The sequence below is a fragment of the Wenyingzhuangia heitensis genome (genome assembly GCF_011762155.1).
Taxonomy (GTDB): domain Bacteria; phylum Bacteroidota; class Bacteroidia; order Flavobacteriales; family Flavobacteriaceae; genus Wenyingzhuangia; species Wenyingzhuangia heitensis.
Genome location: NZ_JAASQL010000005.1, coordinates 126,573 through 148,956 on the forward strand (window position 1 = coordinate 126,573; position 22,384 = coordinate 148,956).

Annotated in this window: 22 protein-coding genes; 10 read left to right on the forward strand and 12 right to left on the reverse strand. The window is 31.3% G+C overall.

All coding sequences use genetic code 11. From position 1 onward, the window contains the following. Positions 1–4: 4 nt before the first annotated feature. From FHR24_RS13810 to FHR24_RS13825, 4 genes are all read right to left on the reverse strand, one after another. On the reverse strand, positions 5–442 hold the full coding sequence (locus tag FHR24_RS13810; RefSeq protein ID WP_394352396.1) for a TPM domain-containing protein: 438 nt from the start codon (positions 440–442) through the stop codon (positions 5–7). After that, entirely contained in the window at positions 442–1,020 is a 579-nt protein-coding gene (locus tag FHR24_RS13815) for a LemA family protein (protein ID WP_167190129.1), read from the reverse strand. The genes FHR24_RS13810 and FHR24_RS13815 overlap by 1 nt, the downstream gene beginning before the upstream one ends. 72 nt (positions 1,021–1,092) lie before the next feature. Next, complete coding sequence (locus FHR24_RS13820) at positions 1,093–1,422, reverse strand: MerR family transcriptional regulator (RefSeq protein ID WP_167190132.1); 330 nt, start codon at positions 1,420–1,422, stop codon at positions 1,093–1,095. Beyond that, a complete protein-coding gene (locus tag FHR24_RS13825) occupies positions 1,422–2,393 on the reverse strand; it encodes a M23 family metallopeptidase (protein WP_167190135.1) in 972 nt (323 codons plus the stop codon). Before FHR24_RS13825 ends, FHR24_RS13820 begins: the two co-directional genes overlap by 1 nt. A gap of 125 nt (positions 2,394–2,518) precedes the next feature. On the opposite strand from FHR24_RS13825, the gene alaS reads away from it, so the two are divergent. Continuing rightward, positions 2,519–5,128, forward strand: coding sequence for an alanine--tRNA ligase (gene alaS / locus FHR24_RS13830; RefSeq protein WP_167190138.1), 2,610 nt, complete (start codon positions 2,519–2,521; stop codon positions 5,126–5,128). A 202-nt stretch (positions 5,129–5,330) separates the two neighbouring features. On the opposite strand, the gene FHR24_RS13835 is transcribed toward alaS, so the two are convergent. After that, the gene (locus tag FHR24_RS13835) at positions 5,331–6,371 is read right to left on the reverse strand and encodes an alpha/beta hydrolase (RefSeq protein ID WP_167190141.1); all 1,041 of its coding nucleotides are present in this window, start codon (positions 6,369–6,371) and stop codon (positions 5,331–5,333) included. A gap of 170 nt (positions 6,372–6,541) precedes the next feature. Between FHR24_RS13835 and FHR24_RS13840 the strand changes: the two genes are divergently transcribed. The 5 genes from FHR24_RS13840 (at position 6,542) to FHR24_RS13860 (ending at position 13,093) form a co-directional block, all read left to right on the forward strand. Further along, the gene (locus FHR24_RS13840) at positions 6,542–7,384 is read left to right on the forward strand and encodes a LysR family transcriptional regulator (protein ID WP_167190145.1); all 843 of its coding nucleotides are present in this window, start codon (positions 6,542–6,544) and stop codon (positions 7,382–7,384) included. 942 nt (positions 7,385–8,326) lie between these two features. Continuing rightward, the gene (locus FHR24_RS15680; protein WP_243846557.1) at positions 8,327–8,596 is read left to right on the forward strand and encodes a helix-turn-helix domain-containing protein; all 270 of its coding nucleotides are present in this window, start codon (positions 8,327–8,329) and stop codon (positions 8,594–8,596) included. Positions 8,597–8,703: 107 nt separating this feature from the next. Then, the gene (locus tag FHR24_RS13850; protein ID WP_167190151.1) at positions 8,704–9,648 is read left to right on the forward strand and encodes a GSCFA domain-containing protein; all 945 of its coding nucleotides are present in this window, start codon (positions 8,704–8,706) and stop codon (positions 9,646–9,648) included. Beyond that, positions 9,635–10,678: an AMP-binding protein gene (locus tag FHR24_RS13855; protein WP_167190154.1), complete on the forward strand. Its 1,044-nt coding sequence runs from the start codon at positions 9,635–9,637 to the stop codon at positions 10,676–10,678. Before FHR24_RS13850 ends, FHR24_RS13855 begins: the two co-directional genes overlap by 14 nt. Beyond that, positions 10,679–13,093: an outer membrane beta-barrel family protein gene (locus tag FHR24_RS13860; RefSeq protein WP_167190157.1), complete on the forward strand. Its 2,415-nt coding sequence runs from the start codon at positions 10,679–10,681 to the stop codon at positions 13,091–13,093. A gap of 62 nt (positions 13,094–13,155) precedes the next feature. Here FHR24_RS13860 and FHR24_RS13865 read toward each other — a convergent pair whose 3' ends face one another. From FHR24_RS13865 to FHR24_RS13890, 6 genes are all read right to left on the reverse strand, one after another. Continuing rightward, a complete protein-coding gene (locus FHR24_RS13865; protein WP_167190160.1) occupies positions 13,156–13,488 on the reverse strand; it encodes a hypothetical protein in 333 nt (110 codons plus the stop codon). Between the two features lie 18 nt (positions 13,489–13,506). Continuing rightward, positions 13,507–13,842, reverse strand: coding sequence for a hypothetical protein (locus tag FHR24_RS13870; RefSeq protein WP_167190163.1), 336 nt, complete (start codon positions 13,840–13,842; stop codon positions 13,507–13,509). 15 nt (positions 13,843–13,857) lie between these two features. Then, positions 13,858–14,640 (reverse strand): DNA/RNA non-specific endonuclease, encoded by a 783-nt coding sequence (locus FHR24_RS13875; RefSeq protein WP_167190166.1) that lies wholly within the window; start codon positions 14,638–14,640, stop codon positions 13,858–13,860. Between the two features lies 1 nt (position 14,641). Beyond that, entirely contained in the window at positions 14,642–14,929 is a 288-nt protein-coding gene (locus tag FHR24_RS13880; protein ID WP_167190168.1) for a hypothetical protein, read from the reverse strand. 63 nt (positions 14,930–14,992) lie between these two features. Continuing rightward, positions 14,993–15,706 carry a YebC/PmpR family DNA-binding transcriptional regulator gene (locus FHR24_RS13885; RefSeq protein WP_167190171.1) on the reverse strand — a complete coding sequence of 238 codons (714 nt, stop codon included), beginning with the start codon at positions 15,704–15,706 and terminating at the stop codon, positions 14,993–14,995. 64 nt (positions 15,707–15,770) lie between these two features. Beyond that, positions 15,771–17,399: an acyl-CoA carboxylase subunit beta gene (locus tag FHR24_RS13890; protein WP_167190174.1), complete on the reverse strand. Its 1,629-nt coding sequence runs from the start codon at positions 17,397–17,399 to the stop codon at positions 15,771–15,773. A 161-nt stretch (positions 17,400–17,560) separates the two neighbouring features. Here FHR24_RS13890 and FHR24_RS13895 point away from each other — a divergent pair, with 161 nt between their 5' ends. The 3 genes from FHR24_RS13895 to FHR24_RS13905 are packed head-to-tail and all read left to right on the forward strand — an operon-like array spanning position 17,561 to position 19,408. Beyond that, positions 17,561–18,091: an NADPH-dependent FMN reductase gene (locus tag FHR24_RS13895; RefSeq protein ID WP_167190177.1), complete on the forward strand. Its 531-nt coding sequence runs from the start codon at positions 17,561–17,563 to the stop codon at positions 18,089–18,091. A gap of 12 nt (positions 18,092–18,103) precedes the next feature. Beyond that, positions 18,104–18,544: a MarR family winged helix-turn-helix transcriptional regulator gene (locus FHR24_RS13900; protein WP_167190180.1), complete on the forward strand. Its 441-nt coding sequence runs from the start codon at positions 18,104–18,106 to the stop codon at positions 18,542–18,544. A 3-nt stretch (positions 18,545–18,547) separates the two neighbouring features. Further along, a complete protein-coding gene (locus FHR24_RS13905) occupies positions 18,548–19,408 on the forward strand; it encodes a pirin family protein (protein WP_167190183.1) in 861 nt (286 codons plus the stop codon). Positions 19,409–19,502: 94 nt separating this feature from the next. Here the strand turns inward: FHR24_RS13905 and FHR24_RS13910 are convergent, their stop codons facing one another. Beyond that, positions 19,503–20,234 carry a hypothetical protein gene (locus FHR24_RS13910; RefSeq protein WP_167190186.1) on the reverse strand — a complete coding sequence of 244 codons (732 nt, stop codon included), beginning with the start codon at positions 20,232–20,234 and terminating at the stop codon, positions 19,503–19,505. A gap of 137 nt (positions 20,235–20,371) precedes the next feature. On the opposite strand from FHR24_RS13910, the gene FHR24_RS13915 reads away from it, so the two are divergent. Continuing rightward, on the forward strand, positions 20,372–22,300 hold the full coding sequence (locus tag FHR24_RS13915) for a right-handed parallel beta-helix repeat-containing protein (RefSeq protein WP_167190189.1): 1,929 nt from the start codon (positions 20,372–20,374) through the stop codon (positions 22,298–22,300). Positions 22,301–22,384 lie beyond the last annotated feature (84 nt).

Genomic DNA, 22,384 nt, shown 5'->3' on the forward strand with positions numbered 1-22,384 from the left:
AATATTATCCTTTAGATATTTCGTCAGACAATTCGTTAGTATCGTCACTTTGGTATTTAAAGTAGGTTTTTAATTGCTGACCTGCTTCTTGTATACCCTCTACCAAACCTTGTGCAAATTGCCCTTGCTTAAATTGATTGATTACTTTGTTTTTTGTGGTTTCCCAAAAATTATCTGGAACCACGTCGTTAATTCCGTCGTCTCCTAAAATCACAAACTGTTTGGCTTGCGTAGCTACATAAAACAAAACACCGTTTCTTGCTTCGGTTTCGTGCATTTTTAAATCGTTAAACACAGCAATTGCTCTGTCCATAGCCTCACCTTTAAAAGTAGCTTCTATATGCACTCTAATTTCACCAGAGGTGTTTTTTTCTGCTTCTTTAATTGCGTTTACAATTTGAGTTTCTTGTTCTTTGCTAAAAAAGTTGGTTGTACTCATAATTAAAACTTTACTTTGGGAGCTTTGCTACTTTCAGGCTCTGCCTTAAAGTAATCTAGCTTTTCAAAAGAAAAACTACGTGCTATTAAGTTATTAGGAAACTGTCTAATCATTGTATTGTAATCCTTTACCAAATTGTTAAAACGGTTACGCTCTACATTTATTCTGTTTTCGGTTCCTTCTAACTGAGATTGTAACCCCGTAAATTGTTGGCTTGCTTTTAAGTCTGGATATCTTTCTGCAACCACCATTAATTTGTTTAAAGCTCCTGTTAATCCTTGTTGTGCTTGTTGAAATTTAGCAATGCTGTTGGCATCTAATTTACTCGCATCAATATTTACAGAGGTAGCTTTGGCTCTGGCTTCAATAACTCCTGTTAAGGTTTCTTGTTCGTGACTAGCGTATCCTTTTACGGTTGCTACTAAGTTCGGAATTAAATCGGCTCTACGTTGGTAAGAACTTTCTACGTTAGCCCATTGACCTGTTGCAGCTTCTTGTGCAGTAACCATACCGTTGTATCCACAAGAACTTAATGTGATAGCTGCAAAAATTACAGCAAAATACTTTACAATTTTTTTCATGATATAATTTAATAATTACACGTACTAAAGTACATAAACTATACCAATGTAGTTGTATGACAGAATGTCTTTTTACAACTGGTTTTTAATTTTTAAGAGTTCTGTTTTAATCGCTTCTAAGCGATTGATAGTGGTAATTCTGGTTACTGTTTTTTTTGGTTGTTCTCGTAGTTTTTTACGAACCCCTTCTAAAGAATAACCTTGTTCTTTGGCTAAATGATAGACTATTTTTAATTTGTCAATATCTACCTCAGTAAACATTCTATCGCCTTTGCTATTTTTTTTTGGTTTGATCATATCAAACTCTTGTTCCCAATAGCGAATCATAGAAATTGGAACTCCAAAAGCTTTGGCTACTTCACCAATTTTATAATATCGTTTTTTAGGGAGTTCTATATGCATTAGTCAAGTGATTGATTTTCTTGAGAAGATAAAATCAACATCGTTTCATACTCCTCTGGCGTTAAATCATTATGATAAAAATAAACAGGATTCATTTTCTGATTTCCTTTTTTTACTTCGTAGTGTAAGTGAGGAGCTGTTGATGATCCTGTAGAACCTACCAATCCAATTAAATCACCACGTTTTACTTTTTGTCCTCTTCTTACAAAAAACTTGTTCATGTGTGCATAGGTGGTTTCATATCCAAAACCATGATCTATTACAATATGGTTTCCAAATCCTTTTCTAGATTTTTTGGCAGATTTTATAACTCCATCTCCTGTAGCATAAATATTAGAACCTTGCGGAGCAGAAAAATCCATTCCCCAGTGCATTCTTCTTGTTTTGTATATTGGGTGAATTCTCATTCCGTAACCAGATGCCATTCTTTTTAGATCTTTATTGGCAACAGGTTGTATTGCAGGAATTGAAGCCAACATTTCGGCTTTATTTTTTGCCAGTTTTACAATTTCATCTAAAGATTTAGATTGTACAACTAAACGTTTGGCCAAAATGTCCATTTTTTGAGTCGCTTCTGTTATTAAGTCACTATTTTTAAATCCTTCTAAATTTTTATATCGGTTTACTCCTCCAAAACCAGCACTTCTTTCTTCTTCAGAAATAGGTTTTGCTTCAAAAATTACGCGATATACGTTGTTATCACGTTGTTGAATCTCTTCTAAAATGGCTGTAGACTCTGTCATTCGTTTTTCTAAGAGCTCATAATTAAATTTTAAATTATTTAATTCTCTTAAAGTAGAACGTTCGGAAGGAGATTTTAAAATGGTACTAAAGGCCGCAAAACCTAGTAGTCCAATCAAAATAACGGCCAAAATATAAAGAATTGTATTTCTAAAAATCTTCTTTTTATTCTTTCCAATAGGCTGATATGATAAAGTATCAGAATCGTAATAAAATTTTGCTTTCGCCATGAAACTAATTTAACTATTTTTGTGATCGATTAAATAAAAGCAATTTAATTAATGTTACCAACGCACAAAATTACAAAATGTTTTATTAAGGTGGTTACTATAGATTGCTTAACCCAATTTACAATATGAAGTCTCAGGATATTAGAAAGAAGTTTTTAGAGTTTTTTGAATCAAAACAACATAAAATAGTACCGTCTGCCTCAATGGTTTTAAAAGACGATCCTACCTTAATGTTTGTAAATGCAGGAATGGTGCCTTTTAAAGAATACTTTTTGGGGCAACGTAAAATTGTAAATACTAGAGTTACAGATTCTCAAAAATGTTTAAGAGTTTCTGGAAAGCATAATGATTTAGAAGAAGTGGGAATTGATACTTATCACCACACTTTGTTTGAAATGTTAGGAAACTGGTCTTTTGGAGATTATTTTAAACAAGAAGCAATTGCATGGGCTTGGGAATTACTAACAGAAGTTTATAAAATAGACAAAGACATTTTATATGTTACTATTTTTGAAGGTGATGAGTCTGAAGGTTTGGCAAAAGATACCGAAGCTTATGACATGTGGAAAGATTACATTGCAGAAGACAGAATTTTATTAGGAAATAAAAAAGATAACTTTTGGGAAATGGGAGCACAAGGACCTTGTGGACCTTGTTCTGAAATTCACGTAGATATTCGTTCTGCTGAAGAAAAAGCAAAAACACCAGGAGCTGACTTGGTCAACATGGATCACCCACAAGTGGTAGAAATTTGGAACTTGGTATTTATGCAATTCAACAGAAAAGCTGATGGTTCTTTAGAAAACCTGCCAAATCAACATATTGATACAGGAATGGGATTTGAACGTTTGTGTATGGTATTACAAGGAGTTCAATCTAATTATGATACAGATGTATTTACACCATTAATTCACGAATTAGAATCTAAAACAGGTGTGGTTTATGGAAAGTCTGAAGAAATAGATATTGCATTGCGTGTAATTTCAGATCACGTAAGAGCTGTAGCTTTCGCTATTGCTGATGGTCAATTGCCATCAAGTACAGGAGCAGGATACGTAATTCGTAGAATTTTAAGAAGAGCAATTCGCTACGGATTTACATTCTTAAATCAAAAAGAAGCATTTATATACCAGTTGGTAGAGGTGTTAAGTCATCAAATGGGAGCTTATTTCCCTGAAATTACGGCTCAAAAAAGATTGGTAAAGAATGTTATAAAAGAAGAGGAAGCTTCTTTTTTAAGAACATTAGGTCAAGGATTAGGATTGTTAGACAATGTAATTGAAGCAACCAAAGGAAAAGAAGTTTCTGGAGAAAAAGCTTTTGAATTGTATGATACCTTTGGATTTCCTATAGATTTAACGGCTTTAATTTTAAGCGAAAAAGGATATTCTTTAAACGAGTCTGAATTTGATGCTGCCTTACAAAAGCAAAAAAATAGATCTAGGGCAGCAGCTGAGATGGATATGGATGACTGGGTTATTTTAAAAGAGGATGACGAAGAAGAGTTTGTAGGATATGATTATTTAGAAACACAAGTTAAGATTACAAGGTACCGCAAGGTAACTTCTAAAAAAGATGGGGAATTGTATCAGCTGGTGTTTAACTTAACTCCATTTTATCCAGAAGGAGGAGGACAAGTAGGAGATAGAGGTTTTTTAGAAGCTAGTAACGGTGATGTTTTACATATTATTGATACTAAGAAAGAGAACAATCTAATTATGCACATTGCAAAGGATTTACCTAAACATGTAACCGATAGTTTTAAAGCGGTGGTAGATGCTAAAAACAGAGCTTTGTCTAACAACAATCACTCTGCAACACACTTGTTACACCAAGCGTTAAGAGCTGTTTTAGGAACCCATGTAGAACAAAAAGGATCTTTGGTAAATGCAAAATATTTACGTTTTGATTTTTCTCATTTTTCTAAAGTAACTCCAGAACAAATTGATGAAATTGAAGAGTTTGTAAATGCTCGTATTCGTGAAAAATTAGAATTACAAGAGTTTAGAAATATACCAATGCAACAAGCAATAGAAAAAGGTGCTATGGCTTTGTTTGGAGAAAAATATGGAGATACTGTTCGTATGATTCAGTTTGGAAACTCTAAAGAATTGTGTGGAGGTACACACGTAGATAATACAGATGCTATCTGGTATTTTAAAATATCTGGAGAAGGTGCTGTAGCAGCAGGTGTGCGTAGAATTGAAGCAATTACAGGAAAGGTAGCTATGGATTTCTTTTTAAAGCAAGACAAAGAATTGGTTGCTGTTAAAAGTTCTTTAAAAAATGCAAAAGATCCTGTAAAAGCAATTGTTAGCTTACAAGATGAGAACTCTGCTTTAAAGAAAGAGATTGAAACTTTATTAAAAGAAAAAGCTAAAAACGTAAAAGGAAGTTTAAAAGCAAGTATTCAAAATATTGATGGAATTAATTTCTTATCAACAAGAATTGATATGAATGCTGGGGCTATTAAAGATATTGCACATGAATTGGGCGGAGAGATTGATAACTTATTCTTTTTTGCTGGGGCAGAAAATGAAGGAAAAGCAACGTTAACATCTTACATTGCTAAAAACTTGGTAGAAGAAAAAGGATACGATGCTGGAAAAATAGTTCGTGAATTGGGTCGATTGATTCAAGGAGGTGGAGGAGGACAAAAGTTCTTTGCTACCGCAGGAGGTAAAAACCCAGAAGGATTGTCTGAGGCTATTGAAAAAGTAAAAGAATATTTATAGAATAACCTTATCAATATAATTTCTAATCTATAATCCATATCACTCTTATTAATATAAAAGTGAATGGTATTTTTTAAGAATAGGAATAAAATAAAAATCCCAACAGTAAAACTTATTAGATAAAAATCTAAGGTTTTATTGTTGGGATTTAGTTTTAAGTTAAAATATGTAAAATAATAAGAGGGAACCTGTTATGATAAACTTATATTTTTTCTTTAAAAAATAAAGTTAACTTTTGTACAGCTTTATCTACATAAAGTTCATTATCATATAAATCAAAGTGAGTTGCGTTAGGAATTGTATATAATTCTTTATCTCCTATTGCAGTTGCAATTACTCTTTGGCTAAAGGGGTATGTAAAGGCTTTGTCACCAGCTATTGCTAAGAAAGGAATTCCAAGGTCTGAAAGTTGTTTAGCATATTGTGTTGTTGCGTTTGTAGATAATCTTGCTTCAAAAGAGTGTTTAGAACGTTTGTTTTCCCATCCATTTACAAATCCTCTTTCTGTACGATAATAATCATATCCTTGACTCCAAAACGAACCTGTGTTTTCAGTCAAATCAGGAACCAATAATGAATATTCCATAACTCCAGTTTCAAAATATTTTTGTCTAGCAATGGCTGATTGCTTCATTTTGTCTCTAAAAGTATCTAAGTTTTCTTGTTTTGGGTTATCTACATCGTTTAAACCTGTTTCTCTTTCTCTAAAATTAAAAACACCACTAACAGTAGCAAATGCTTTAACTCTAGCATCGTTTACTGAAGCCATCAAACCATAACCTGCACCTGAGCAAATTGCTAACACCGCAATATTTTCTTTATTTACACCAGCTATTGTACCCATATAACTAACGGCATTTTTTATGTCTTCAGCTTTCCATTGTGGGCTTTCGTAATGACGGGGTGCTCCTCCGCTTTGTCCATAACTTCTGTGGTCAAAAGCAATAGATATAAATCCTTTTTTTGATAGTTTTTTAGCGTAAAATCCTGCGGTTTGTTCTTTTAAACCTCCTTGTGGTGCTACCACTACGATTGCACTATAATTATTTTCTTTATTATAGTTTGAGGGAAGATATAAATTTGCTGCAATCTTATCACTTTCGGAATTAAAGACAACACTTTTACCTCCTTTAGATTTTTCTAAAGCTGTTAAGTTTTTAATGTTTTTTACGTCCCCAAATTGAGCGGAAACTTCTGCTATACCTATCATTAGTGTTACAATTAATATATGTTTTTTTTTCATAAATATTGATTTTATTTTTACCGTTAAGAGCTATTATTACTTTTAGTTATAAGTTATTGTTCTGTTTTTAAATGATAATTATACCTCGTTCTTAAAAGTTACTACAAAGGTATATTGTATATTTATAATGTTAAAATACTAATTTTAAATATCTATTATAATAATTAATTATGGATGAGAGGTTACTAAGGTTTTTTGTTGCTGTTTACGAAGAGAAAAACTTAACTAGAGCTGCAGAAAAGTGTTTTGTTTCGCAACCAAATATATCAAACGGGTTAAAACAATTAGAGGTAGTTATAGGAAAAGAACTGTTTATTAGAAATAAAAGAGGTGTAGAAATAAAAGAGGATGCACATTATTTATATCCAATCGCAAAAAGAATATTAGGAGAGTTAAATGCCATACCTGAAATGTTTAAAGATGAAAACTTTAAACCTAAAATAATTATTGGAATAGCAGATAGTCTTCCTCAATATTTTAAGAACGATTTTTTTAAGAAAGCCACCCAAGTGTTAGGTGCTGTTGAATGGGATGTTAGACCAATTGGTCATGAATGTGATATAAATTTATTAATAAGAGAATGGAAGTTTGAAGAACATTTATTTTTACCCCTTATAAAAGAAGATTATGTGCTTTGCATTCCAGAGAATCATCCATTGGCTCAAAAAAATCTTATAGAGATAAAGGATTTAAGTGGAGAACCATTTATTCATTGCCCTCCTTGTGAAGCACATCAACAAAGCCTATCAATACTTAATAATTCTGGACTTAAATGGAATTCAGTAGCTAATTGCCAAAGTAAAAATGAGGTATTAACCTTACTTATGTCTGGACTTGGAATTACATTTTTACCTGAGTTATTTGTGAAGGATTGGGAAGGGTTTAAAGTGAAAAAACATGATGGACCAACAAATTTTAGAGAAATAGGATTGTCTTATGCTCCTAAAAGTTTAGAAAATTCCAAAATTTCAGAATTGATAGATTGTTTTTCTAAAGACAAAAATATTTTTTGAAGAAATAAATGAAAGTAAGCAATTACATAACGTTTAATTTAGTCTAATACAATTAGATTGGATAGTATTAAAAAGCCTAATAGATAAAAATCCTTTTCTTTGAATGATCAAGTAGAATTACAAAACAAATAGTTTTATGTCTTGTTTTAAATTTAAAGAGTCTAAAATAAAAAGAATACTACAATGCTTATAATAATTCAAATAATAGCTTTATTACAAGGTGCTTTTGTCCTTTCTGTTTTGTTAATTAATAGAAAAAAATACAAACAAAATACTTTTTGGTTATTGTTTGGGAGTCTCCTTTCTATTCTGTTTTATATTGTTTGTGATGATGAGAACAATATTTTTGTAAAAAACTCTGATTGGTTTCTTTTTGATAGTTCTCTTTTTATCACGTTTTTATTTCTTTTTGTTAAGTACTATAAAAATGGCAAAGAAGTGTTTCTTAAAAGAGATTTCCTTTTTTTTATACCAAGTTTAATCTACTTTATTATTGAGTCGATTGAAATAAAAATGGGATATGACTGTTTACCAATAGAAATAATAGAAACACTTACTGAACTAACTTTTGTTGTTTATTTGTTTTTGATAATTTACATAATAAATACAACCAAAAGAAAGCATTGGTCTCTTTATTTTGCAATACCAATCATGCTTTTGTTCACCTTTTCAATATTAAATGAAATAATAGGATTGCTAGATCCTACAAAAGAATTATTTATAAATAATCAATATTTCAACACTAGTCTTTTATTAATTGTAGCCTTTCTATTTTATTTTATAACGTTTAAATTAATAACAAAAGACAATCAATTACTGCCATCAGTAAAAGTAAATAAATACAAAAACTCAAAACTTAACTCGGAACTTATTAAGAAGTATAAAACTGAAATTATTCATATTATGGAAACGGAAAAATTGTACTTGAATAATAAATTATCCATGGATCAAGTTTCAAAAAAACTAAATATTCCTCGTCAATATATTTCTGAGATTTTAAATATTCATATGAATATTAGTTTTCAAGATTTTATCAATCAATATAGGGTAGATGAGTTTATTTCTAGGTTAAAAAATAATCAGAACAATCATTTTACACTGCTGGCAATTGCAATGGAGGTTGGTTTTAGTTCTAAATCTTCTTTTAACTCTACCTTTAAGAAAATTAAAGGTTTAACTCCTTCAGAGTATAAAAAGACACTAATTAGATAAGGTTTAAATATGTCCAATACAATTAGATTGGACATATTTAAAACGACTAATAGATAAAAATCCTTTTTCTTTGTATGACCAAGTAGAAAAACTAAATAATATCTATTTTGAAGTTTAGAACAGAAATAAAATTAACATCTCAACAAGAAAAATTAATAAATCATAATTCTAAGGTTTTGTTGCTGGGGTCTTGTTTTTCAGAAAACATAGGAAATAAATTAGCGTATTACAAACTGAATACTTTGGTAAATCCTTTTGGAGTTTTATTTAGTTCTACGGCTATAGCAAAAGTTTTAGAAGATACTGTTTCTCAAAAACAATATAAAGCAAATGAGTTAATAAGTCAGGGAGGCTTGTTACATTCTTTGCATCATCATTCAGATTTATCGGCAATAGACAGTATTAATGTATTGGATAATATTAACCAAGCACAAAAAGCCTGTTTAGCACAATTAAAAATGGCTACACATGTAATTATTACGTTAGGAACTTCTTGGGTTTATGGGCATGTACTAACAAATCAGCTGGTTGCTAATTGTCATAAAATTCCGCAATCCGAATTCGAGAAAAGAAAATTATCAATTCTAGAAATAGAAGCTGCTTTAGAAAGGAGTATTAAAAATATTAGAAAAGTAAATCCATCAACCCAAATTATTTTTACTGTAAGTCCTGTAAGACATACCAAAGACGGTTTGATAGAAAACTCTTTAAGTAAAGCTAATTTATTAAGTGCAATAGATATTATAAAAGAAAAATATGGAGTGTCTTATTTTGGAAGTTATGAAATAATGATGGACGATTTAAGAGATTATCGATTTTATGAATCGGATATGATTCATCCCAACGAAGTTGCTATCAATTATATTTGGGAACAATTTTCTAAGGTTTGGATTGATGAAAAAGCCCAGTTTTATTTTAAAAGAATTGCATCAATACAGCAAAGTAAATTACACAAGGCATTTCAGCCAAACTCTATGGAATATCAAGAATTTTTAAAAAAGTTAGCTGTTAAACAATCCCAATTAGAAAAAGAATTGAATGTCAAATTTTAATATACATCCCTCGTTTTTGTTAAACGGAATCTCATTTGAAACTCCGTTAGAATTAATTTCATTTTCTGAAGGTGTTTCCGACGATTTGTATTGGTTCTTACAAGAATGGTTTTCCGACTCTGAAACTTTAATTGTAAAAACATCAGGGTCTACAGGAACTCCAAAATTAGTAGCTATTAAAAAAGAGTTTATGATAAACTCTGCCAAAGCCACAGGAACTTTTTTTGAGTTAGGAACAGGAATTAAAGCGCTGTGTTGTTTGTCTACCGAATATATTGCAGGAAAAATGATGGTAATTCGTGCCTTAACTTTAGGTTGGGAATTAGACATAATTGAACCTATTAGCAATCCTTTAGAAGATGCTTTTGAGGTTTATGATTTTTGTGCCATGGTACCTATGCAGGCAAAAGCTAGTTTGTGGGATTTGCATTTGGTTAAAAAATTGTTGATTGGAGGAGGAGTCGTTTCTAATGAATTACAGGAATCTTTACAACATATTTCTAGCTTGTGTTATGCATCTTACGGAATGACAGAAACCGTTTCTCATGTTGCTGTTAAGCCATTGAATGGTTTTCGAGCGGAGTTGAGAAGTTACCAATTATTACCAAACATCACAATTTCTCAAGATGATAGAGATTGCTTGGTAATTGATGCTCCTTTATTATCCGAAGAAATAGTAATTACAAACGATATTGTCAAAGTACATTCTGCTACAGAATTTGAATGGATAGGTCGTTATGACAATGTAATTAATTCTGGTGGCGTAAAATTACATCCAGAGCAAATAGAAAAAGAATTGTCTAAAATAATTACAGAACGCTTTTTTGTAGCAGGAATTTCTGATGAAGTTTTGGGCGAAAAATTAATATTAATTGTAGAGGGAGATTCTTACAACTTAAACCTTAACAATATAAATCTATCTAAATACGAGTTGCCTAAACATATTTATTTTACCCCTAGGTTTATGGTAACAAAAACTAACAAAATTCAGAGACAAAAAACATTAGCTCTGTTAACTAAACTAAATTAAATGAAAAATTACATTCAGCTATTTTTATTGTTGATGATTACTACTATGTTTTCTCAACAGAAAACACTAGTGTCTGGAACTTTAAAAACAGCACAACAAAAAGCCATACCTTTTGTAACGGTAACATTACAACGTGTAGATGTTAAAACAGTAAAACAAGGTTTTTCTAACGAAAAAGGATTGTTTGTTTTTGAAGATGTAACTCCAGGAAACTATCAATTAATTTATACTTCTTTAGGTTTTACAGAGCGTACAGAAAAATTATATGTAGGTGGAATTAATCCTTATATAAACGTGGGGAACATTGTGCTAACAGAAGATATTGCCCAATTATCTGCCGTAGAAATTAAAACGCAACAAGCTGTAGCAAGTAAAAGTTTAGAGAAAAAAACGTTTGATTTAGACAATGTAATATCACAATCAGGTGGTTCTGTATTAGATGTGATGAAAGGGATGCCGGGGATTTCTGTAGATCAAGAAGGAAAGGTGTTGTTAAGAGGAAGCGATAAAGTTTTGGTGTTAATTGATGGACAACAATCTAGTCTAACAGGATTTGGAAATCAAAAAGGATTGGATAATATTCCGGCCACTAATATTGAGAAAATTGAAATCATCAACAATCCATCAGCTAAATATGATGCTTCTGGAAATGCGGGTGCCATCAATATTATTTATAAAAAAGAAAAGAAAGAAGGGTTAAACGGATCTATTGGTTTTACACAGGGAATAGGAGTCTTGTCAAAAAAGAAGAAGGATTTACCAACGCAATTAGGGAGTTATAGTTTTACACCTAAATACATTCCTAGTTTAGATTTAAATTATGTAAAAAATAAAGTAGCATTCTTTTTACAATCAGAAGTGTTGTTGCAAGAAAAATTACCTAATAACGAGTTTACTACACGTAATTATGATAATGGAACCAATACCATTTCTCAGGTTCCAGAAAATAGAAAACAAGTACATTATATTGTTAAAGGAGGAGTAGATTTTAATATTGATGAAAACAATAAATTAAAAATATCATCTATTTACGATTGGGAAAAACACACAGATACTGCTCAAGTTCCTTACATTGATCTAAATACAGGAAACAGATATAGATACACCAATTGGAGAGAAGAAGAGATTACGGGGTATTTTAATGTAGCGGCAGATTATGAACATAAGTTTTTAGAACCAGGACATAATTTAAAAGCAAGAATACAATACATAAAAGGCTGGGAAGATGAAACCTATCACGTAAACGATAGTTTAAACGCAACACCTAGTAGAGATATTACCAATATTTTGGCTACAGAGCATATTTATGTTGGAAATGTAGATTATACCAATCCTTTTGGAAGTGGAAAATTGGAAACAGGAGTAAAAGTACAACACAGAGATTTACCTGTTGAATATACAGTAACTCCAGATGCTAATGGAAATTCTATTGTTTATGACAATATGGGGAACAACTCTAATTGGCAAGAAACTATTTATGCAGCATATGCCAATTTAATTTACGAAACTCCAACCTACGATATTGAAGGAGGAGTAAGAGCAGAGCAAACGTCTGTGGTGTATGATGTGGATGAAAACAATGCTTATTTTGCAAAAAAACAAGATGCTTATGATTATTTTGAATTGTTTCCTAACATAAGATGGACATATAAACTAACTTCTAAACAAAAAGTGTCTTTATTTTATAACAGAAGAATAGACAGACCAGGAGAACCAGAGTTAAGAATGTTTGCAAAGTCTGATGATCATGAATTATTAAAAGTTGGAAATCCCTATTTAAGACCTCAGTTTACACAATCTGGAGAAATAGCGTATAGAACACGTTGGAACAAAAGTTCTTTGTTTGTAGCTGCTTATTATAAGTATATAGACAATCCTTATATGAGAGTATATGGTGCTGCAGATAATGATGGAGTTCCTGTAGTTATTAAAAGTTATGCCAACACAGGTAGTGCTACCAATGCAGGTTTAGAGCTAATTTATGATCAGGAATTGTTGGATTTTTGGAAATTGTCTGGAAACGTAAATGTGTATCAAAATAATATTAATGGATTTGTAGGAACCATACTATTCCCTACAGAACAAACTTTTAATGTAGAAGATAGAAACGAAATTACTTGGGATGCTAAAATAAATTCTACTTGGAGTTTAAAGAATGATTTACAATTACAGTTAAGTTATGTGTATTTAGCTCCAAAAAATATAGCACAAGGTCGTCAGTTATACAGAAGCTCTTTAGATTTTGGAGCCAAAAAGAAAATTTGGAAAGGAAAAGGAGAGCTTTCTTTTGCGGTAAGCGATATTTTAAATCAATATGCGTTAAGACAAAAAATTAAAGCAAATGGTTTTACGGCTTTGTATGAAAACTATTACGAAACACAAGTAATTAGAATGGGGCTTAAGTATTATTTTTAAGTCTGTATAAAATTTATAGAACTAAAAAGCCTTCACAATTGTGAAGGCTTTTTTTATGAAAATTATCTTAATAAGAAATCAATACTTACATTGATGTCTAAAGCATCAAAACCTTTAATTCTATTTTTAATAATTAAGGTGTTTATCAACTTACGTTTTACGTTGTCGTAAAAACTAGTTTGAAACTTGGCTGGACTTCTACCAGCTAATATTTCTTCTCCAATTTTGTCTGACAACCATTCTACAGGAGTTTCAGATTTTAATCTTTTAAACTCTAAAGTGGGTTGTAATGTTTTTCTGTTAATGGTTTCTAAAGTAAATTCAATATTCTCTGGATGAGATTCATTTACCGTATAATTTAAAATATACTTTTGGTTAAATTCTTTTATGTCCATAAAATTAAAGTTTTGGGATTATTCAAATAAGAAATCAATGTTGGTGTTTACATCCAAAACATCAAATTCTTCTATTTCTATTTTGTCAAAGAAAGCTAAAATTAAGTTTCTTTTTACAACTTCTGTAAAATGTTCTGTTAATTCTACTTTTTTACATTCGTGATGTTCTATGCCATTAGGTAAAAAACTCATTCTGTCAATAGAGGTTAAAGTACATAACACTGTATCTGTGGTTCTAAGGTCTTTAATGTTAAACAACATCATGTTTGCTTTGTGGTACTCTTCTATTGTCATAACACTATCCTCATCATCATGATGTTCGTGCTCGTGGTTGTGGTGTTCGTGATTGCTCAAAATATCTATATTTATTTACCAACTACTGTTGGCTTCTAAGTTTTCTTCTAGTTCATCTGGCAAGATTGCAAAGAAATCTATACCTGTTTCTTGTTCTACTTTATTTACCGTTGTTTGATAGTTGGTAAAGGTTTTAATTTCTTTGGTATGTGGCATTATAAAAGCAGTCATTTTTTGTGGTTTAGTCAAATCATAAATTACTTTGTAGTAGGCACCAGGAACTGTTACCTTGTTTTTTCCAATTTGTGCGATGTTGTTTTTAAAAACAGGCCCTGTAATTACAATAATAGAATCTTCTTCTATAGCCCATTTTCTAACCTGACTTTCTAAACGTTTCCATTCTCCCCTGTTAAAACTGGGTAGCTGAGGTGACATGTTTGATAAGAGAAAAGTTTCAGACATGGCTTGCTCGTTTAATTTCATATCGGCAGCAGGACATAAGTGGCCTCTGTCATAACCACTTTTTTTATAATCACTTAGATTGGCAGATTCTGTTGTAATAGTTTTATCTGCTTTAAAATTGTCTTTGCGTTTTGCCGTTCCATTTACAAATTCCGAAGTCAATAAATAATAGACCCAGTTAGCTTGTTCGTGTTCTTCATTATAATCTAATGAATAATAGGTTTTGTTAGCTACTTGGTTTTGGGAGCTAGGTTGATAGGTTGTAAAATTAAAAGCAAGCGTATCGTAATTATTATTTGTATTGTTTTGTGCAATAGCTGGATCTTGTTTTAGTAAAATAGTACAGGCTCCTAAAACAAAAAGTAATAAAAGTAAATAGATATATTGCTTTTTCATTTTACTCAAAATATTTATTAATCTCGTTTTCTGATAAGTTGATACCCTCTACATTGTGTAGCTGTAAGACTTCTTCTAAAGAATCCATTTTAAATTTTAAAATAGCTTTGTTTAGGTCTTTTCCTTCTAAAAATTGTTTAAAACAAGTATTGTTTTCGTTTTCTAAAACTTCATTTATTACTTGCATAGAGTCTCTGTCTAAAACCATTAAACGGAATCTTTTAGTTTTAGAGTTTTTTTCATATCCAAAACCAATAATATATTGTTCTCTAAATTGTTGTACTGTCATTTTTTATAAAATTAAAACCCTCTACAAAGGTAGAGGGTTTTTTAACATTTTAAAAATTGCTAATTATGCCATTGAGTGATATACGTTTTGTACATCATCATCTTCTTCTAATTTTTCTAATAACTTTTCTACATCTGCTTGTTGTTCTTCATTTAGCTCTGTAGTAGTTGTGGGAATTCTTTCAAATCCAGAAGATAAAATTTCTAATTCATTTTCTTCTAAATAAGATTGAATAGCACCAAACTGTGTAAAAGGACCGTAAATTAAAATTCCGTCTTCATCTTGAAAAACTTCTTCAACTTCAAAATCCATCAAATCTAATTCTAACTCTTCTAAATCAATTTCTTTGGTTTCGGAATTAATTCGGAAGTTACAAGTATGATCAAACATAAAAACTACAGAACCCGAAGTACCTAAGTTTCCGTTGCATTTGTTAAATGCAGCACGTACGTTTGCCACAGTTCTATTGTTATTATCGGTAGCCGTTTCTACTACAACAGCAACACCATGTGGTGCATATCCTTCAAACAAGGTTTCTTTGTAGTTGGCTGTATCTTTATCGGTTGCTTTTTTAATGGCCCTTTCAACATTGTCTTTAGGCATATTGGCAGCCTTAGCATTTTGAATAACAGCACGAAGTCTAGAGTTAGAGTCAGGATTTGGACCTCCCTCTTTTACTGCCATTACAATATCTTTACCAATTCTAGTAAACGTTTTTGCCATTGCAGACCAACGTTTCATTTTTCTTGCTTTTCTAAATTCAAATGCTCTACCCATTTCTATGTAATATTATATAAAGTGTCGTAAAATTATTGTTTTTTCTATTCTGTTACAAGTTTTATCAAACTTGAATGACTCCAAGGTTAAAAGGAGTTTCTATAGGGGCATGATTGGCAGCTTCTATTCCCATACCAATCCACGTTCTAGTTTCTAAAGGATCTATCACAGCATCTGTCCACAAACGCGAAGCAGCATAATAAGGAGATGTTTGCTTGTCGTATCTATCTTCAATACTTTTTAAAATTTCAGCATGACGTTCTGGAGTAATTTCTTCTCCTTTGCGTTGTAAAGTTGCCTCCTCTATTTGTGCTAATACTTTTGCTGCTTGTGCCCCCCCCATTACTGCTAATCTAGCAGATGGCCAAGCAAAAATTAATCTAGGATCAAAAGCTTTACCGCACATGGCATAGTTTCCTGCTCCGTAAGAATTCCCTATCACTACGGTAAATTTTGGAACTACAGAGTTAGAAACAGCATTTACTAATTTAGCACCATCTTTTATAATTCCGCCATGTTCACTTTTACTACCTACCATAAAACCAGTAACGTCTTGTAAAAATACCAATGGAATTTTTTTCTGATTACAGTTGGCAATAAAACGAGTAGCTTTGTCTGCAGAGTCAGAATAAATAACACCACCAAACTGCATTTCTCCTTTTTTATTTTTAATTACTTTACGTTGATTGGCAACTATACCAACTGCCCAACCTTCTATACGAGCGTATCCACAAATAATACTTTCTCCATAACCGTCTTTATAAGGTTCAAAGTTAGAATCATCTACCAAACGATTGATGATTTCATTCATATCATACTGCTCAGAACGAGATTTAGGTAAAATTCCGTAAATATCTTCGGGGTTTTCTTTTGGAGGCAAAGCTTCTTTTTTATTGTAACCAGCTTTGGTGTCATCTCCAATTTTATCAACAATGTTTTTAATGGTGTCTAAACAATCCTTATCGTCTTTAGACTTGTAATCTGTAACTCCAGAGATTTCACAATGTGTAGTGGCTCCCCCTAAGGTTTCATTGTCTATACTTTCTCCAATAGCAGCTTTAACCAAATAACTACCTGCTAAAAAAATACTTCCTGTTTTGTCAACAATCAAAGCTTCATCACTCATAATAGGTAAGTAGGCACCACCGGCAACACAACTACCCATAACGGCAGATATTTGAGTAATTCCCATGCTGCTCATTTTGGCATTGTTTCTAAAAATTCTACCAAAATGTTCTTTGTCAGGAAAAATTTCATCTTGCATAGGTAAATATACCCCAGCACTATCTACCAAATAGATAATTGGAATTCTATTTTCCATGGCAATTTCTTGCGCTCTTAAATTCTTTTTTGCTGTAATAGGAAACCAAGCTCCTGCTTTTACAGTAGCATCATTAGCTACTACAATACATTGTTTGCCACTAACGTATCCTAATTTTACAATAACACCACCAGAAGGACAACCACCGTGTTCTTGGTACATTTCATCACCTACAAAAGCTCCAATCTCTATAGATTTTGTTTTATTGTCAAATAAATAATCAATTCTTTCTCTAGCAGTAAGTTTACCTTTTAAGTGTAATTTTTTTATTCTTTTTAAACCCCCACCTACAGCAACTTTAGCAAACCTTGATTTTAAATCTGATAAGGCCAGTTTGTTGTGGTCTTCGTTTTTATTGAATTTGATATCCATTTTCTGTTTTTAGCAGTGTCAAATGTACAAAAACAAAGACATTTTTAAACCTTAACCATTGATTAATATGATATCTTCAATTTGTTAACCCTGTTTTTATTTACCTTGGTAAATAAATGAATAATATTTATATATTTGTTTCATAAATAAAATCATCAAAAATGAAAACAATAGTAGTATTTGGAGCTAGTAATAGTAAAGTTTCTATAAACAAACAGTTGGCAAATTATGTGGCCACTAAACTAGAAGATGTGTTGATTGAGGAAATAGATTTAAATGATTTTGAAATGCCTGTTTATGGAGTAGATAAAGAAGGAGTTTCTGGAATTCCAGAATTAGCAAAATCGTTTAACAATGTTTTAAGCTTGGCCGATGGTTTTGTAATCTCTTTTGCAGAGCACAACGGAGCTTATTCATCTGCTTTTAAAAATATTTTTGATTGGGTGTCTAGAATCAATCCAAAAATGTGGGATGATAAACCAATGATTTTAACAGCAACATCACCTGGAGCAAGAGGAGGTCAGTCTGTTTTAGATATTGCATCTGCAAGAATGCCTTACCACGGAGCTATTGTGACTGGAAGTTTTTCTTTGCCTTCTTTTGGAAATAATTTTATGAATGGTAAAATAACAAACAAAGAGTTAGATGCAGAGTTAGATACAATTGTAAAAGAGTTTCAAGCAAAATTATAAAGTACAAATGTTATGGGAGAGTTTTCTAAAGAGGTAAATGCCACATTTGATTCTGAGTTTGTAAAAGCAATGTTGAATTTAAAATATACTGCAAACTATATAACAACACTAAATAATAAAGAATTAGAACCGCACCAAATTTCTATTGCCCAATACAATATTCTTAGAATATTAAGAGGGGCTAAAAAGCCAATACCTATGAAATTGGTAAAAAAAAGAATGATAGAAAAATCTCCCAACACAACTCGTCTTACTGATAAACTTTGTGATAAAGAACTAATAGAAAGAGTGAGATGTGAAGAAGATAGAAGAGCTGTTTATGTTTCTATAACCCCCAAAGGATTAAAGTTGTTATCTAAAATAGTTTTTAAAGAAATGCCCACTAGAATGCAATATTTAACGAAGGATGAATTGGTGTTGTTAAATAGTTTGTTAGATAAAATTAGAGATTAAAAAATGGAAAATAATAGCATAAAAAACACAAGTAATTCTCCATTTATAATGATGGGACCAATTGAATTAAGACAGCCAATTCCTAGTCAGAAAATATTAAGGGCAGATCCTTTTTTGTTATTACATCATTATGGACCTTATGCTATTAGCAAAGAGAGTAATCCTTTTGATTTAGGAGCACATCCACATAGAGGGTTTGAGCCGATTACGTTTCTAATTCAGGGAGAACAAAAGCACAGAGATTCTTTAGGAAATATACAAACCATTAAAAGTGGCGGAGTACAATGGATAACATCTGGTAAAGGAATTTTACATGCCGAAGGTCCAACAAAAGAGTTTATAGAAAAAGGAGGAGAATTAGAAGGAATTCAGCTTTGGTTAAACTTACCAAGAAGTAAAAAAATGATGGAACCCAATTATCAGCAAGCCAATGTTGAACAAATGGAATCTATTCTACTAGATAAAGGGAAGTTAACTATTATTGCAGGAGAACAAAAAGGAAAATTAGGAGTCATAAAAACGCAAACTCCCGTAAATGCCTTTTGGTTAGATTTAGAAACAAATGGAGAAGCGGCAATAGAAATTCCTAAAAATCAAGATGCATTACTTTATTTAATCAAAGGAGAAGTTGTTGTAAATAATTCTGAAACGCTAACATATGGAGCTACTGCACTTGCAACTTTTTATAATAATGGAGATGGATTTACAGTAAAGTCAAAAGAAACTTCTAAATTATTGGTATTGTCTGGAGAACCTATAGATGAACCCGTAGTAATGGAAGGTCCTTTTGTAATGAATTCTAGAACAGAAACAAGACAAGCGTTTGTTGATTTTCAAGAAGGATTGATGGGGAAATTGGATTGATGTTTAGTAATAGTTAGAAAACACAAAACCCTCTGAAACTTCAGAAGGTTTTCTTGTATATCAGCTAGATATATAAGTTTAGTTATAGTTTGTTTTATAAGATAACTTTTACAGCATCTTGTTTATTTCCTTTAGAAATTTTAACAATGTAAACTCCAGAAGCTAAACCTTGAGTAGCTACTTGTTGTCCTGTAATAGAGTACACAGCATCTAAGTTTGCACCTTCAACAGAAATTACTCCGTTTAGAGAAGTTACAGAAGCACCTTCAATTTTAGAAGTTGTAGAGCTTAAAGTTGTAGCTCCAGTAACTGTACTTACATTATAAATAATATGATTACCATTTGTTTCAGCTGTTAAATTTGGAGCTGTATCATCAGATGTTAACATGTTTACTGATTTAGCTTTTACATACCTAAGAGCAATTATATAAGTTGTACCAGCTGTAATTCCATCACCTAAAGGCAATTTATTTACAGTATATGTTTTTGTAAATGTACCACCAGATGGAGCAGTTACAGTAGTAACAACATCACCAGTTCCTTCATCATTAGTTAATCTTAATGCATTAGTTTGGAAACTACTAATATTACCACCTCCTGTAGTATCGCCATTTGGATATATACGGATATTAGCTCCTTGTATGTCTCCTGTAAGTGTTTCAGGTATTCCAGAAACGGTAAATACAATAGGTGAGTCTAGGGTTCCGTCTACAGTTGAAATTTCAGAAGCTGAAGAAGTAAGTTGAATACCAATTTGTCCAAAAGTTAAAGGTGTTACTATTAAAGCAGCTCCTAGTGTTAATTTTTTAAGTAAATTTTTAATCATAATATATAGTTTTTTATGTTTTGTAGGGCAAAACTAGAGATATAAAGCAGTGGTAAAGAGAATATATGTGTTTTTTATTGTCGTATATGTGCTATTAACTCAGGTAGATTTTTGTAACTTTAATAGAAATTATTGCTATGAAAAAAATTACATTTTTAATGATGTTTTGTGTCTTTGTTGTACAGGCACAAACATTTTATGTAGATACTAATGGAACAAATATTGTTTCTGATGGTACGTATTTAAATCCATATACTTCTTTTAAAGATGTAATGGATGTTGTTTGGAGCGATGCCACTGTTGTTGTAAAAAGCGGAACTCATTATTTATCAGAAGGGATTGTATTGTGGGGAAAAGAAAATGTGATTTTTACAGCGGAAAATGATCAAACAATTATTGATGGTAGTCAAATTCCAGAGAATTATGTTTACAATGTAAATGGTGCACTTGTAAGAATTGTAGCTTGTAAACATGTAACCATATCAAAGTTAAAACTTCAAAATATACACGCAAATCATTCTTTGGGGCTAATTGTAGAAAACAGTGACAATATGTTGATTGAAGGAAACGAGATATTGGGAATAAAATATGCAGTTACGACTAAAGCAATTAATGAAGTTGGTTTAGGGATTCCTCCACATGAATATGATCAATATGGAAATTTGTTTCTAAGAACAGCCACAGCATTACAAATTTTAGGTTCTGACTATACAGACAGTACCAGTAATATTAAAATTTTAAACAATAAACTTTACAACAACAAAACAGGATGGAGTGAAACCTTAGTTATAAAAGGAAATGTAACTAATTTTTTGATTGAGAATAACGAGGTACGTAATAACTCTAATATTGGAATAGATATATCGGGGCATTACAATGCATGTGAACAAGGTTGGCAAAACAATTGTGGTGTACCTATAGAAGAGTATACTCACAATAGTCAGGCTAATAATGGTGTTATAAAAGGAAATTTAGTTTGTAATAATGTATCAGAAAACGGGATTCATGGAGCAGGAATATATGTAGATGGGGCTAAGAAAATAGTTGTCGAAAATAATACAGTACATAATAATGATTTTGGAATTTCTGTAGGTTGTGAAAAAATAGGAAAATCTGCTTCAGACATTCTTGTTAGAAATAATTTGGTGTACGAAAATAAAAATGCAGGAATTGATGTTGGTGGTTTTAATTATTACAATGCAAATAATGGAATACCCTTAGATCTAGATCAAGAAGCATACTCTGGTCTGGTAACTAATGTTGCCATAGTAAACAATACAATAGCAAATAACAGTAACAATATTCAAGATTTTTACAACGGACAAATGCTGATTAGCTACTTAAGAAACTCCATCATTAAAAACAATATATTTTATGCAGGAGGGCATCATAAAAGATTGTTTTCTATGAGTTACAAGCTAACAACTTCTCATCTTAATTTTGATCATAATATTTTTTATACCACAGATTTTAATAATGATAGTTCTGTTCTAATTAGTATAAATGCTAAAACAAATGGTCAAGGGGAGTTTTTAGACTATAATGATTTGATAAGTTTTACAACAGCAACAGGTCATAATCAACATGCAATTTTCTCAAATCCATATTTTGTAAATTCTAACACAGGGAGTCTTAATTTAGATTTCCATGTAAATGCTATATCACCCGTTGTAGGTTTTGGAGAAATGATTCAAGAATCTTATCAAAACCCTGTTTTTGGAGATTACACCTCTACTGGTCTAGATTTAGACACAAGAGATAGAGTGGTTAATAATACAATTGATGTAGGAGCTTATCAAATGCAAGAACAACAATTTACAGATAAAGCAATTAGTTTTTTTGAGGATTTAACGGTGTTTCCAAATCCAACAAGCGAGTATATTTATGTGCCAAGTACATATGATGAATCTACATATACAGCAACTAATATTTTAACAGGAACTATAACTAATGGAGTTGTAAAAAATGGTTCTTTTTTTATGGGAAATTTACAAAACGGAATGTATAGTATTGTTTTTACGGATGTATCTGGAGTTGCAAAATCTATAAAAATCTATAAAAATTAAGGTCTTTAGCTTTTTATCGTCGGAATAAATAAATAAAAAAAGGTTAAAGTTTATTCTAAACCCTACATTTGCCGACTAAAAGAA

Coding starts and splice junctions, on each gene's coding strand:
- FHR24_RS13880 (WP_167190168.1), bottom strand. CDS start 14,929: ATGACAGTACAACAATTTAGAGAACAATATATTATTGGTTTTGGATAT.
- FHR24_RS13855 (WP_167190154.1), top strand. CDS start 9,635: ATGTCAAATTTTAATATACATCCCTCGTTTTTGTTAAACGGAATCTCA.
- FHR24_RS13890 (WP_167190174.1), bottom strand. CDS start 17,399: ATGGATATCAAATTCAATAAAAACGAAGACCACAACAAACTGGCCTTA.
- FHR24_RS13885 (WP_167190171.1), bottom strand. CDS start 15,706: ATGGGTAGAGCATTTGAATTTAGAAAAGCAAGAAAAATGAAACGTTGG.
- FHR24_RS13905 (WP_167190183.1), top strand. CDS start 18,548: ATGGAAAATAATAGCATAAAAAACACAAGTAATTCTCCATTTATAATG.
- alaS (WP_167190138.1), top strand. CDS start 2,519: ATGAAGTCTCAGGATATTAGAAAGAAGTTTTTAGAGTTTTTTGAATCA.
- FHR24_RS13860 (WP_167190157.1), top strand. CDS start 10,679: ATGAAAAATTACATTCAGCTATTTTTATTGTTGATGATTACTACTATG.
- FHR24_RS15680 (WP_243846557.1), top strand. CDS start 8,327: ATGGATCAAGTTTCAAAAAAACTAAATATTCCTCGTCAATATATTTCT.
- FHR24_RS13915 (WP_167190189.1), top strand. CDS start 20,372: ATGAAAAAAATTACATTTTTAATGATGTTTTGTGTCTTTGTTGTACAG.
- FHR24_RS13910 (WP_167190186.1), bottom strand. CDS start 20,234: ATGATTAAAAATTTACTTAAAAAATTAACACTAGGAGCTGCTTTAATA.
- FHR24_RS13820 (WP_167190132.1), bottom strand. CDS start 1,422: ATGCATATAGAACTCCCTAAAAAACGATATTATAAAATTGGTGAAGTA.
- FHR24_RS13895 (WP_167190177.1), top strand. CDS start 17,561: ATGAAAACAATAGTAGTATTTGGAGCTAGTAATAGTAAAGTTTCTATA.
- FHR24_RS13865 (WP_167190160.1), bottom strand. CDS start 13,488: ATGGACATAAAAGAATTTAACCAAAAGTATATTTTAAATTATACGGTA.
- FHR24_RS13875 (WP_167190166.1), bottom strand. CDS start 14,640: ATGAAAAAGCAATATATCTATTTACTTTTATTACTTTTTGTTTTAGGA.
- FHR24_RS13815 (WP_167190129.1), bottom strand. CDS start 1,020: ATGAAAAAAATTGTAAAGTATTTTGCTGTAATTTTTGCAGCTATCACA.
- FHR24_RS13900 (WP_167190180.1), top strand. CDS start 18,104: ATGGGAGAGTTTTCTAAAGAGGTAAATGCCACATTTGATTCTGAGTTT.
- FHR24_RS13840 (WP_167190145.1), top strand. CDS start 6,542: ATGGATGAGAGGTTACTAAGGTTTTTTGTTGCTGTTTACGAAGAGAAA.
- FHR24_RS13835 (WP_167190141.1), bottom strand. CDS start 6,371: ATGAAAAAAAAACATATATTAATTGTAACACTAATGATAGGTATAGCA.
- FHR24_RS13825 (WP_167190135.1), bottom strand. CDS start 2,393: ATGGCGAAAGCAAAATTTTATTACGATTCTGATACTTTATCATATCAG.